This is a genomic window from Poriferisphaera sp. WC338, from assembly GCF_050931845.1.
GTDB lineage: Bacteria > Planctomycetota > Phycisphaerae > Phycisphaerales > Phycisphaeraceae > Poriferisphaera.
Genome location: NZ_CP194516.1, coordinates 3,352,270 through 3,365,041, shown reverse-complemented (window position 1 = coordinate 3,365,041; position 12,772 = coordinate 3,352,270). Strand labels below are relative to the sequence as shown.

10 protein-coding genes are annotated in these 12,772 nt (G+C 50.4%); 6 read left to right on the top strand and 4 right to left on the bottom strand.

All coding sequences use genetic code 11. From position 1 onward, the window contains the following. Positions 1 to 52: 52 nt before the first annotated feature. Positions 53 to 946: an S-methyl-5'-thioadenosine phosphorylase gene (mtnP, locus tag ACQ6WK_RS13915; RefSeq protein WP_432797987.1), complete on the bottom strand. Its 894-nt coding sequence runs from the start codon at positions 944 to 946 to the stop codon at positions 53 to 55. 197 nt (positions 947 to 1,143) lie between these two features. Between mtnP and ACQ6WK_RS13910 the strand changes: the two genes are divergently transcribed. The 3 genes from ACQ6WK_RS13910 (at position 1,144) to ACQ6WK_RS13900 (ending at position 3,908) form a co-directional block, all read left to right on the top strand. Next, positions 1,144 to 2,085 (top strand): mechanosensitive ion channel family protein, encoded by a 942-nt coding sequence (locus ACQ6WK_RS13910; protein WP_432797986.1) that lies wholly within the window; start codon positions 1,144 to 1,146, stop codon positions 2,083 to 2,085. Positions 2,086 to 2,325: 240 nt separating this feature from the next. Beyond that, positions 2,326 to 2,874 carry a sigma-70 family RNA polymerase sigma factor gene (locus ACQ6WK_RS13905; protein WP_432797985.1) on the top strand — a complete coding sequence of 183 codons (549 nt, stop codon included), beginning with the start codon at positions 2,326 to 2,328 and terminating at the stop codon, positions 2,872 to 2,874. 101 nt (positions 2,875 to 2,975) lie between these two features. Next, the gene (locus ACQ6WK_RS13900) at positions 2,976 to 3,908 is read left to right on the top strand and encodes a hypothetical protein (protein ID WP_432797984.1); all 933 of its coding nucleotides are present in this window, start codon (positions 2,976 to 2,978) and stop codon (positions 3,906 to 3,908) included. 177 nt (positions 3,909 to 4,085) lie between these two features. On the opposite strand, the gene ACQ6WK_RS13895 is transcribed toward ACQ6WK_RS13900, so the two are convergent. Further along, entirely contained in the window at positions 4,086 to 5,192 is a 1,107-nt protein-coding gene (locus ACQ6WK_RS13895; protein WP_432797983.1) for a PEP-CTERM sorting domain-containing protein, read from the bottom strand. A gap of 1,019 nt (positions 5,193 to 6,211) precedes the next feature. Between ACQ6WK_RS13895 and ilvB the strand changes: the two genes are divergently transcribed. The 3 genes from ilvB to ACQ6WK_RS13880 all read left to right on the top strand — a co-directional run bounded on the left by ilvB (position 6,212) and on the right by ACQ6WK_RS13880 (position 10,352). Continuing rightward, a complete protein-coding gene (gene ilvB / locus ACQ6WK_RS13890) occupies positions 6,212 to 8,038 on the top strand; it encodes a biosynthetic-type acetolactate synthase large subunit (RefSeq protein WP_432797982.1) in 1,827 nt (608 codons plus the stop codon). 158 nt (positions 8,039 to 8,196) lie between these two features. Further along, entirely contained in the window at positions 8,197 to 9,177 is a 981-nt protein-coding gene (locus tag ACQ6WK_RS13885) for a hypothetical protein (RefSeq protein ID WP_432797981.1), read from the top strand. A gap of 29 nt (positions 9,178 to 9,206) precedes the next feature. Beyond that, positions 9,207 to 10,352, top strand: coding sequence for a PQQ-dependent sugar dehydrogenase (locus ACQ6WK_RS13880; protein ID WP_432797980.1), 1,146 nt, complete (start codon positions 9,207 to 9,209; stop codon positions 10,350 to 10,352). Here the strand turns inward: ACQ6WK_RS13880 and ACQ6WK_RS13875 are convergent. Both ACQ6WK_RS13875 and ACQ6WK_RS13870 read right to left on the bottom strand, forming a co-directional pair. Continuing rightward, positions 10,349 to 10,588, bottom strand: a complete 240-nt coding sequence (locus tag ACQ6WK_RS13875) for a hypothetical protein (protein WP_432797979.1) — start codon at positions 10,586 to 10,588, stop codon at positions 10,349 to 10,351. The two genes, ACQ6WK_RS13880 and ACQ6WK_RS13875, sit on opposite strands and share 4 nt — an antisense overlap. A 73-nt stretch (positions 10,589 to 10,661) precedes the next feature. Then, on the bottom strand, positions 10,662 to 12,587 hold the full coding sequence (locus tag ACQ6WK_RS13870; protein ID WP_432797978.1) for a single-stranded-DNA-specific exonuclease RecJ: 1,926 nt from the start codon (positions 12,585 to 12,587) through the stop codon (positions 10,662 to 10,664). Positions 12,588 to 12,772: the final 185 nt, after the last annotated feature.

Sequence of the window (12,772 nt, the reverse complement as noted above, 5' to 3'; positions counted from 1 at the left end):
ATATTGTTAGCAGGTGAATATTATATGAAATGGTGCCATGGGTATGTGGTTTTTACGTGAAGTACTTACCCCAAAGGGAGGCGAGGCGTTGCCTTTCTTCAGTGGGGATATGATCTTTGTTTGACCAAATGCCGAGGGCGAGAGCGGTGTGTGCGGGGGAGGGGGTTGCCGAAAGGAGTGATGTGTCTTTGAGTGCTGCTTTCATGAGCGCGATGTTGTTGGCAGTAGCGGTTTGGAGGTTACCGATGATTTCTGTGAGGAGATCTTCTTTTGATTGGTCGGGATGATCGGAGGCACGCCAGCAGTCGTAGTCGGTGGGCATGGCGATCATGGCGTAGGCGATTTCAGCTTCACGGGCGAGACGCGCTTCGGGCATGGCGGTCATGCCGATGAGGTCGCCACCCCATGCGCGGTGCATGTTTGATTCGGCTCGTGTTGAGAAGGCTGGGCCTTCCATGCAGATGTAAGTGCCTTGGGTGTGGACGGTGATGTTACTGTCGAGGTTTTTAGTTGCAGTAAGAAGCCAGTTGCGCATGACAGGGCAAAAAGGATCAGCAAATTCGACGTGGACCGCAGCGTGGTTGTAGAAGGTGTTTGCTCTGGTATAAGTTTTGTCGATGATTTGATCGAGGATGACCAGGTCGCCGGGCGCGAGATGTTCTTGGAGTGAGCCTGTTGCGCCAGAAGCGAGGATGTGTGTGACGCCAAGTTCTTTGAGCGCGTAGATGTTGGCTTGATAAGGGACTTGTGAGGGGTTGAGCGTATGGCCGATACCGTGTCTTTGGAGGAGGTAAATCTCGGTGCCTTCCCAGTTGGCATGGATGATCGGAGAGGAGGGTTGGCCGAAGGGTGTGCTGGGTGTGATGGCTTCGCCGGTTTCAAGGCCGAGTTTATCGCCGAGTCCGGAGCCGCCGATGATGCCGATTTTAACTGGGTTGTTATTCATGGCAGGAGTGTACCGGGGGCATGAGAGTTGGTCTAGATGAAGGTGGGGATGTGATCGAAAATGGGTTGTGGTGGTGATGTGATGCTTGGTTTATAATCGTTTTCTGTTTGTTGCCCCATAAGGCAATGCAGTTGGTTGTTGAGAGAGCTACAAACCACATAATTTCATATCTATTCATAAGGGAACAGGAGATACACATGTCATTGATGATGTTGGCACAGAATGCGCCAGAAGCTGTGAAGATTGAAGCGAATCAGGTGGATTTAAGTTTGCAGGCGCAGAGTGCAGAGGTTTCGAACAATGCGTGGTCTGCGATTCAGCAAGGCGACTGGGATAAGCTCATGGAGATTTTGTTTCCAATCCTAACACAAGTGGTGCTTGTGTTGCTGCTGCTTTTTGTCGGTTATCTAGTTGCGGCATGGGCCGGGCGGGCGGTGAGCGGTTCAATGCGTAAGGCGAAGCTAGATGAAACGTTGACGCGGTTCTTCGGAAAGATGACGCGATGGGCAATCTTGATTTTGGTGGTGTTGGCGATCTTGGGTAAGTTCGGCATCAGTACTGCAAGCTTCGCAGCAGTCATTGCGGCGGCAGGTTTGGCGGTCGGCCTTGCCTTCCAAGGGACACTCTCGAATTTTGCAGCGGGTGTGATGTTGCTTGTGTTTCGTCCGTTTAAGGTGGGGGACGTGGTGAGCGTTGGCGGGACCACGGGGAAGGTGTTTGAGATTGAATTGTTTACGACGACGTTGGACACGCCGGACAATCGCCGGTTTATCGTGCCGAACTCAAGTGTCTTTGGCGCGACGATTGAAAATATTACATATCACGACACACGCCGTGTTGATGTGGCGGTGGGTACGGATTATTCGGCTGATCTGTCCAAGGTGCGTGAAGTGCTCAAGACAGTTGCAGAAGGTGTGGAAGGCCGACTGGAAAGTGAAGACGTGATCATTTATCTGGTGGAACTCGGCGGGTCATCGATCGACTGGTCGGTGCGCGTGTGGGCGAAGACGGATGACTACTGGGCGGTGCGCGAAGCGCTGACCCGTGATGTGAAGAACGCGCTGGATGCGGCCGGCATCGGTATCCCATTCCCGCAATTGGATGTACATATGGATCGGGTTGAAGCCGCACAGGTCTAACACGGTGGCAACATCAAAAATACGTCATGATGCGGGCTGCATGAGCGGCTCGTTTTTTGTGTCTGTCATGTGCTGCGCGCATTGATTTTTTGTTGAGAGTAAAAAGAGCAGATCAACCTTAGAACAATTCCAAATTTTTGGAGTATATACATAGAATGTCAGGTATGTAGGTAGGAAATAAGTTATCATGCTCAGGTCCACACACATGTGCATGTGCTAGCAAGCACGAGGAGCCGGTTTTTGGACAGTAAAACGTTTCGAGAATTAGCCCTGGCTGAAATGGATTCGGTGTATCGGATGGCGATGCATTTATCGCGTCACCCGGATGAGGCATCGGACTTGGTTCAGGAAACTTATCTGAAGGCTTTGAAGGCCGAGGCGCGTTTTGAACTGCGGGAGCAGGGCGTTCGGCCGTGGCTATTTAAGATCCTCCATAACAACTTCTATACCCGTGTTGGCAAGAAAAAACGTGAGCCGACGCTGGGTGATGATATGCCTGAGCAAAGCGTGTTGGGTGAAGTCGATCAGACCCCGCCAGCGTGGGATTTAGCTCATCTGGATTGGGAGCAGGTTGACGACCGTTTGAAACACGCCATTGAGGAGTTGCCGGAGCACTACCGGGAGGTATTGTTGCTCTGGGCGGTTGAAGGATTGAAATACCGCGAGGTCGCAGAGGTGATCGGTGTACCGCTGGGGACGGTGATGAGCCGCCTTTACCGTGCTAGAGCGATTTTAAGCGAGAAATTATCGGAACTTGCTGCAGAGTCAGGCATCAAAGTGACCACATAAATTTCTTGCTATAGGGGCAAGATTTTTATGATCTGTTGGAGTAAAAATGGGGTGATCGGTGTTCTGCCTGTGAGGGAAGCTGCGCAAAGGTTTCTAAACAAATGAGTAAGCAAGAGAACAACATGGGTGACACTCGTGAGGTGATGGCCTTTTCTGACTGCGAAATGGCAGAAGGCGATCGCATAAACATGCTAGATCGGATCGCCTCCGATGGGGAGTTGGCCAAGCAGATTAAGCATCAGCAACAGCTGAAAACAAAAATTGCACGCTGTATGACTGAAGATGAAAGTTGCAAGTGCCCGGATGTGTTGAAGGACAAGATCGCAGGCATGTTTGCCGAGGCAGAAGGAATTGGCCATGCTGCGGGTCTCAATCTTACTCAGGCGAATGAAGGCAATCGTTGGTCGACGATGACGGGTGGGAGCGACATTATTGGAAAAATTGGGCGCTGGGCGCCGGCCGCTGTTGCAGCGGTTTTTTTTATATCTGCCGCGATCGTGATGTATGCACCGCGAAGTAGCAACGGTCTCGTACCGAAGGGTGCATCGCTGGGTGGCAATCAATTAGTGGGCGGTGTGATACCGCCGAGTATGGTCAACATGTTTGAGAAGCGCCATGTTGGTTGCTCACGAGAAGTGCAAACATTGCATCAAGATCCGAACTTACCACGCAAGATTGAAGCGTTGCCGGGTGCGCTGTCGGCCCGTTTTAATAGCAGTACGAACGGTCTTGACTTGCGCGGTATTGGTTATGTGTTTGATCGTGTTGGACAGTGTACTGTGCCGGGGAATGTTGGCGTACATTTGATTTACCAAGCAGAACCGGGCACGGGTCACCGCGATGCGATTAGTCTTTGGATTGCGCCAGTTACACCGGAACTCAAAGTAGCTGAGGGCAAGGTTTACGAAATCAGTGGGCGAGAAAAAGCGCATCCGATTCTAATGTGGCGGCAAGGTGAAATGGGATACTATCTCGTTGGCGACTCTTTGGAAGCAACGCAAAAGGCCGCAGATCAATTACGCCAAGATAGCTGATCAAGATCATCAAATGATGTATTAAACAGCATGAACTGTAGAAACCTGCTGGGTGACCGGCAGGTTTTTTTAGTATGGTTATACATGTGCCATGCATGCGAAATCAGTGCATGAAAAGACCCTCTACACAAAGTGTAGAGGGTCGAACATAGTTTAAGTGTTGTGCTTTTGGATCACTTATTTACGACGACGGCCAAGAACAAGCAAGCCGCCAAGGCCGAGTAATGCCATGGACGCTGGTTCTGGAACTGCCGCAAGGTTGTAGACAATGACTTCTTTGTTGTAGGCAGGTGCTGCGAAGAGTGTTTGTGTGTCAGCATCATAAGCGAGGGAAAGCTTGGAGCCTTGCTTACCTTCAGAAACAGTTGCGACCTTGCCGCCGGCTGCATCAAAGATAGTTGCAGTAACAGGGGCAGTTGTTTCACCGTCAAAAGTCATGGTCCATGGATTGGAAACGGCAAACATTGGATCACCGGTCACGCCGTTAATGATTTCAACTTCATAGCCGTCAGCAAATGAGCTGGTGAACTCTTTGATCACACTTGTGGTGAAGGTGTCAGTTGTGGCATCGTATTCGTGGTAGAGCAGCTTCATCGCACCTGAAGCGGCACCGTAGATAGAAGCTGCGTTGCCTTCGGAGTCGAAATCGAGTGCCATGGCAACCCCGCCACCTGGTAGGAAGCCTGCAGTACCATCTGTGATCGTGCCATCGGTCGCGACGTTGTAAAGATTGTTGTGTCCTTGAGCGATGAAGTTGAACGTGTCTTTTTCAGCGTTGTATGCAGCACCGGTTGGGTCCGCACCCGCATCAACACCGTTCTTGTAGAACAGTTGTTGCGAGTTGTTGGTATCGATGCCAGCGACGAAGGAAGTTGCCTCGCCAGCATAGTTCCAAGCACTCTTGCGGTAGGTCACCACGACATTGCCGTTACCGTCAGCTGCAAGGCCGTTGAGCATATGGTTGCCGTCGGATTGCGGTGTGAAGGTTGTGGCGATGTGCTTGGTCGTTGGAGCAGCGCCGAGGATGCCGTCGATGGCGACGATGTTGGTGGACTGGCCATTGATCTTTTGGTCAGCGACATAGAGTGTGCCGTTAGCGAAATCCATTGGGAAAGCTTGTGCGTCCCATGCGGTGCTGATGCCGCCGTGCGCACGGATGTCATAGGTTTTGACTTCTGTGATGTCGATGGTGGATGAGTGATTGGTGAAGGTTGCTGCCGATGCTGAGCCAGCGATAAGGCCAGTGGCTGCGATGGCGAGAGCTGCGGTCGAAAAACGTTTCATATTCCTCTCCTATGCATGTGTGATGCATGATGAATGAAGTAAAAAAGTGCGTGAGATAGCAAATGCGTCTATGAACGCACGGACGGTTTCGGGTTTTGTTGTAGTGCCGACGGAGCGGCGCGATGCTTGTGCCCAAGCGGGCGATAGAGCGGCATGTCCACGAACGGAGTAATGGGCAGCGGACATGCAAACTGCGGCTTACTCAGCACTGCTGGGCGGCCCCGGAAGAAGTGTTCCGCTCAGCAGTCTCTTGGCGGCTGTGCTTAAGAAAGTCGCAAGAGCTGTGTAACAATGAAACTTTTCACGTTTGTAAATATATCCCGATTCAGCAAACTAACTATGTCATTTCTGATGGCGTCTTTTAACATTTATGATGATATAGGCGAGGCTGAGATGATTGTGATGTAAGTGTCTGACAATAAATAAAATACAGTTAAAATATGTGAGGGCATCCAAAGAATATTATCTTTGATGATGAAGCTAACGGTGCTTGTTGTGTAAAAGGTAGATGGTTTATGGCAACAGAAATGCAAAGAAAAGGTAGGCGATTGCGGATAGCTGGCAGGAGGTTGAGGGTTGTAGGCATAAGTTAGTGTGGGTAAATAGCGTGATTTGCGTAGGAATCGCTATAAGCATTTTATGATCAAATGAAAGAGTGGCCGAAGGGAGTACTGGTCGATTGGTCGGCTGAGGTAGGTGCCGCTGGGTGGCGTGATGTTGACCGGTTGTCCCACTCAGCGGTATACTTTGTCACATGCAAAAGCAAACAGCACAGATTTCAACATTGCAGGGCAGTGTCTCAGTACTACTGAGCGCCAGCGTCGTCGTTATCTGAGCGGAAGACCCGCGATTATATGGCTGTTAAGGGCCATCAAGCTTGGCATACCCCCTCGAAATCAATCTACGACGTAACAATATTGACTAGAATATATCGTTCAGCACGTGTGCTGCAGGCTATAAACCTAGGCTGCTCACGGGATGAACCCATAATCAATCAACCATGCAAGGGCAGGATGATGATGTCTAAAACATTAAGTGCAAAAGAATTAGCAGTTGGCCCCGGTGAGTCGACTGATCAATTTATTGGCATGACCGGTGCCGAGGTGTTTCACGAACTGATGAAACAGCATCAGGTCGAAACCATGTTCGGCTATCCCGGCGGAGCGATCCTCCCGGTCTTCGATGCGATTTATCAATCAGATCAGTTCAAATTTATTCTCTCGCGGCATGAGCAAGGGGCCGGCCACATGGCACAGGGCTACGCTCGAGTGACAGGCAAGGTTGGCGTGGTTCTGGTGACTTCTGGCCCGGGTGCGACCAACACAGTGACACCGTTGCAGGATGCGCTCATGGACGGCACGCCGATGATCGTGTTTTCAGGTCAGGTCGCTACCAGCGCGATTGGGACTGATGCGTTTCAGGAAGCTGATGTGACGGGGATCACTCGTCCATGCACGAAGTGGAATGTGTTGGTCAAAGACCCACATGACTTGCCACGTGCGATCAATCAGGCTTTCCATATTGCAACATCTGGCCGCCCCGGTCCGGTGTTGGTGGACATGCCCAAGGACGTGACGGCAGCGAAGATTACGCGGCCGGTTTTTGCGGAGCCAAGCTTGCCGGGCTATCAGGTTCGTGAACTTGGTACGAGCAGCGAGCTTGATAAAGCCGCAGACATGATCAATGGCGCGAAGAAGCCGTTGTTCTATGTGGGGCAGGGCGTGATTCTGTCGGAGGCGACCGAAGCGCTACGCAAATGTGCAGAGCAGGCGAATATTCCTGTGACGACGACTCTGCTTGGCCTTGGTGCGTTCGATGAATATTCAGATCTATCGTTGGACTTTCTCGGCATGCACGGTGCAGCTTATGCGAACTGGGCGATGCGTGATGCAGATGTTGTGATTGCAGTGGGGGCGCGGTTTGATGACCGTGTAACTGGCAATGTGGCGGCGTTTGCACCTAGTGCACGTGCGGCAGAACGTGAAGGCCGCGGTGGGATCATCCACTTCGATATCGCACCGGAGAATATCAATAAGACCGTACCGGTAACGCTTGGTATTGAAGGCGATGCAAGGAAGAATCTTGAGAAGCTCTTACCATTGCTGAAAGACAATGATCGCAGTGAATGGTTATCGCAGGTAAAGCAATGGAAGAAGGATCATCCGTTTGCGTATGAAAAGGATGATCGTGAGTATCACTTGAAGCCGCAGGCTGTGATTGAAGAGCTTTGTACGCAGACCCAAGGCGAGGCGATCATCACGACCGGTGTGGGTCAGCATCAGATGTGGGCAGCTCAGTTCTATAAGTATAAATATCCAATGTCATGGGTTTCGTCAGGCGGTTTGGGCACGATGGGATTCGGTGTGCCGTCATCGGTTGGCTCTGCTTTGGGCGAGCAGATCGAAGCGGCGAAGGAAGGTCGCACACCAAGGCACGTGGTTAATATTGATGGTGACGGTTCGTTCTCCATGACCGCGATGGAAATGGCGACCGCTGCTCAGTATAAGATTCATGCAAAATCGATCGTGCTTAATAACGATTTTCAAGGCATGGTGAAGCAGTGGCAGGACCTGTTCTATGATGAGCGATACTCACATACGGAAATGCATAATCCGGACTTTGTGAAGCTGGCCGATGCGCTGAACTGTAAGGGGTTCCGTGTGACGAGTGAAGCAGATTTGCCTAAGGTGATGAAGGCGTTTTTGGATCATGACGGTCCCGCGGTGCTTGAAGCGTTGGTGGAGAAGCATGAGCATGTGTATCCAATGATGCCGGCAGGTAAGACTGTGGATGACATGGTGCTTGGTCCGCAGGCCGGTGAGGATGGAGCGTCCTGTCCTGGATAATTTGATTCACGTGAGAAACGAAATGAAAGCCGATGACGAAAAGTCATCGGCTTTTTTAGTAGATATATGCTGGTGAGTCATAAAAACGCTTGCATTCGCCTTTCAAATCAAGCATATTGCAAGGCCTGATTGTTTTGTTCTTGTTAGCAAATGGCCGAATGATGATTCAAGCAACCAAATGGTTTCTGTGTGTGATGATGGTTATCGCATCTACGAATGCGGGACTGTTGTGTGCTGATCAGGAAGGTGAGTCATCATCGGATCCGGTACTTGAGCTGGTGGGGAAGATGACGCATCCGGAGTTGCGTGAGGTAAGCGGGATTGAGTTTGATCAATCTCAGCCGGGGGTATGGTGGGCGATCAATGACAGTGGATGTGAACCAAAGGTCTATCGTATGGATCGATGGGGTGAAATTATTGTTGATAATGATGCCTTGGATGATGTGGCTGTCGGATTTGAGCTTACCGGCGCAGTGAATGTGGATTGGGAAGATTTGACGATCTATAACGGTATGTTGGTGGTGCCGGACATGGGGAACAATTGGAATGCGCGGCAGAATCTTGGGATTTATTTTGCGGAGTTGCCAAGTGCAGAAGTGATGGCGGGGCCTCTGGAAATATTACGGCATGTGCGTGTGCGGTATCCTGATCAAGAAACATTTCCTGCAACGCAATTCGAGTTTGATTGTGAAGCGGTTTTTTATTTGGATGGAAAGCTGCATGTCTTAACGAAGCAGCGGATGGGGCAGACGAAGCTGAGTCGGATTGGGACGAAGTTGTATCGTCTTGATAAGGAAGATGAAGAGGTGGTGAATGAACTGACGTTGGTGGATCGGCATGAAACGATCGGGCCGTGGGTAACGGGGGCGGATGTTTCGCCGGAAGGTGATCGGTTGGCGGTGCTAACGCAGTTTGAAGTTTGGATATTTGAGCGGCCAGAGGATTCGGATAAGTGGTTAAGTGAGGGTAAGGCGACACGCGTGAAGTTGCCGCGGGATTTGGCAAAGCAGGCAGAGGCGATTTGCTGGGATGATATACAGACGTTACGGATCGCGAACGAGCAACGAGAGATTTACACGCTTGATGTTCGGTTGTGTGATGAAGAAATGTCAGCAGATGCGCTTACATATGGATCGTAAACTTTTGTTGATAGGGCATGGGTAAAATGATGCAGCGGATAATCTTGTTTGTTTTTGTGTTGATGTTTTGTGTTGTAGGGTCAATTGATGCTGAGGTGCGTGTCGAGAATGCATTTCCGGGGATTAAGTTCCGTAAGCCGTTGTATCTGACGTATGTGCCAGACGGATCGGGGCGGCTTGTGGTGACAGAAAAGAAAGGGGATATTTTTGCATTTCCCAATGACCCTACGGTTCAAAATGATCAAGTAATTAAGATCTTTGATGGGGAATCTACGGTAAAGCGATTGCAGCTTGAGAATGAAGAAGGGTTATTGGGGTTTGCGATTCATCCGGATTTTAAAGAGAACGGGTATGTGTTTATGCATTACACGGCCCATAATCCGCGGCGAGGAGTAATCGCTCGTTACACAGCGGACAAAGAAAGTTTGGTTATTGACCCGAAATCAAAGCAGGTGATTTTGGAAGTGAAGCAGCCATGGGGAAATCATAACGGTGGGACGATTACGTTTGGGCCGGATGGATATTTTTATATTGGTTTTGGTGATGGTGGGAGTTCAGGTGATCCAAGGAATAATGGACAGGATCGATCGACGCTACTTGGGTCTATCTTGCGGATAGATGTTGATAAGCAAGCACGCGGCAAGCAGTATGCGATACCACGGGGGAATCCTTTTGCACGTAAGCGGGGGATGCGGCCGGAGATTTATGCGTATGGTATTAGGAATCCGTGGCGGTTTTCGTTTGATCGCGAGACGGACGATCTTTGGGCGGGAGACGTTGGGCAGAATGCATATGAAGAGGTTGATGTCATTGTGAAAGGTGGCAATTATGGTTGGCGGGCGCGTGAAGGTTTTCATGCTTTTAAAAACGGGAAGAAAACTCGCGGCATGATCGATCCTGTTTGGGAGTATCCGCGTAAGGATGGCGTGTCGATTACGGGTGGATATGTCTATCGTGGAAAGAAAGTGCCAGAGCTTGAGGGTGCGTATGTGTTTGCGGATTTTGCGACCAGCCATGTGTGGGCGCTGTGGGTGAATCGCAAGACAGGCAAGGTTACGAAGCATACACGACTTGGTCATGGCTATAATCCAGCATCTTTCGGTGAAGATGCCGAGGGAGAGGTTTATATTTGTGCGTATGGTGATGGCGGGATCTTCAAGTTCGTGCAGGACTAAAGAGATTCAGATTCGGTTTTATTTTCTGATGTTTTTTGATTGGCTCGAATCAAGTCCATCTTGAAGAGTTGGAAGAAAAGTGAGAGCGCGTAAGTAGAAATAATTGCTGCGGCAGCACTGAGAATGAATTCACCCATCAAGTAACAGTTAATACACAACACCAGTGTCAATACGAAAAATAACAAGCTGAAGAAACGCATAGGTTCAGATGCAATATTAAATGGCGAATCGTTCATGTGGTTATTGTAATCTTTTTTGGGGTGTTTACTAGCGGATTCATGCGGTATGGCGACGGTCAGGGGACGAATGTCATGCGAATGATGATTGCGCAGTGGGAGCATTGGCGGGGTTATCATGTGGGATAACGATGCGGTAGTCGACGATATGGAAGTCTGGGTTTGAACGGTTCATCCAAGTATTGATGGCGGGGTTGAAGACGAGATCAATATGCATGCCGATGGTGAGTTTGTCAGCATCATCGCCAAAACCGAAGCCAACCGCGCGGAGGCGCACGCCTTGATGTTCGAGGTTGAGTGAGAGATGGTCACCGCCGGAGCCGATACGCTGCGGAGCGCGGGTGAGCTGGAGATTACGGAGAAGTAGGACAGGTTTGGGGTTGCGGTTGCCGAAGGGTGAGAGGGCTTGGATCATTTGAAAAAGGTCGAGCGAGATATCTTGAGGGTTTAGCTCCGCATCAATTTTTGCGGTAGGTACAAGGTCCGCAGAATCGAGGATGCTGTTGGTGTGATCGATCATAGTGGAGCGAAATGCATTAACTTGATCTTGTTTTAGTGTGCAGCCCGCAGCGGCTTCGTGGCCGCCAAATTTATCGAGGTGTGCGGCGCAAGCAGTGAAGGCGGCATGGACATCGAAGCCCGAGATAGACCGAGCGGAGCCGGACGCAATGCCATCTTCGTCGTAAGAGAGAACCACGGTAGGGCGGTGATAGGTTTCAACGATGCGTGAAGCAACAATGCCAACGACACCTTTGTGCCAGTCGGTATTGCCAATGATGATGGCGCGTTGATCGGGGGAGGCGTAGCCTTGCGTTTCGATCTCAATCTTTGCTTGCTTAACGATTTCGCGTTCCGTTTTTTTGCGGTTATCGTTTTCGAGGGTGAGGAAGGAAGCGAGTTGAGCTGCTTCAGGAGCGTTAGCTTTAGTGAGTAGATAAACTGCGTCGCGTGCATGGCCCATACGTCCACAGGCATTAAGCCGCGGGCCGAGGACAAAGCCAACGTGATAGGCATCTACTTTCTCATCACGCAGTTTCGCAGCATCAATCAGAGCGTTTAACCCAGTAAATGAAGTATTTTTAATGCGTCCCAGGCCGAAGACGACTAAGGCGCGGTTTTCATCAATGAGCGGGACGACATCTGCAACCGTGCCAAGCGCGACAAATGAAAGCAGGTCAACCATGAGATTGCGATAAGAGGTGGGTAGATTGGCAGAAGTGTCATCAAGGTTGTTGTGGATTTTAGCAAACTGCCAAGCAAGTTTGAAAGCAACACCCGCACCGCAGAGATCACCGAAGGGATAGGATGGTGTGGTTTGATTTTGGTTGTCTATCTGTGTGTTAGAGAGATCTGGGCGGATGCGTGGATGGACAAGTGTGTGGGCGTTGGGGAGGTTGTCGGGATCAAAATGGTGATGGTCAGTAATGATCAGGTCGATGCCGATTTGTTTGGCGAGCTGGGCTTGCTCGATTGCGGTGATGCCGCAGTCGACGGAGATAATCAATGGTTTGGCGGTAGGATCATTTGGGGTTTTGTTGGCGATACGGTTGTCGGGATCGTTGTACCATTGGCCAGTAGCGATTTGTTCGAGGGCCTCGCTGTTGAGTCCATAGCCTTCATCAAGACGGTGCGGAACATAGCAAGAGACGCATGCACCCGCGAGATCAAGTGTGTGATAAAGGATGGCACTGGCGGTGACACCATCAACGTCGTAGTCGCCGTAGATCACGATGGGCTGATTGGTTTGGACAGCGTGCTCCATGCGAAGAGCTGCGCGTTGGACCCCGGGAAGGTTGGCTGGTTCATGGAGATCGGTGAGCTTGGGGCTTAGAAACTTTTGGGCAAGGTTGGGGTCTTCAATCCCCCGTGCTAGAAGCAATTGGGCGATCAATGGATGTTGACGGGTCTGTCTGGCGAGTTGCTCAGGCGTGATGCTGGATTCACTTGTTACGGGATCACGCCGCCATCGCCATTTTTTATGTGTGCCCATAAGATTCATGGCTACATGATAACCGACTTGGACGGGATCGTGGCATGATCGATATGGATTGCCAGGCCTCATAATCGCTTCACTTTATCACGCGAATGAGTTCCTAAGCGTTATAGGCCGCATCTCTTTTCAATAATTGTGATGGCATCTAAATCAATACATTATGGGCCTTAAAAACATAACGAGATAGAGTC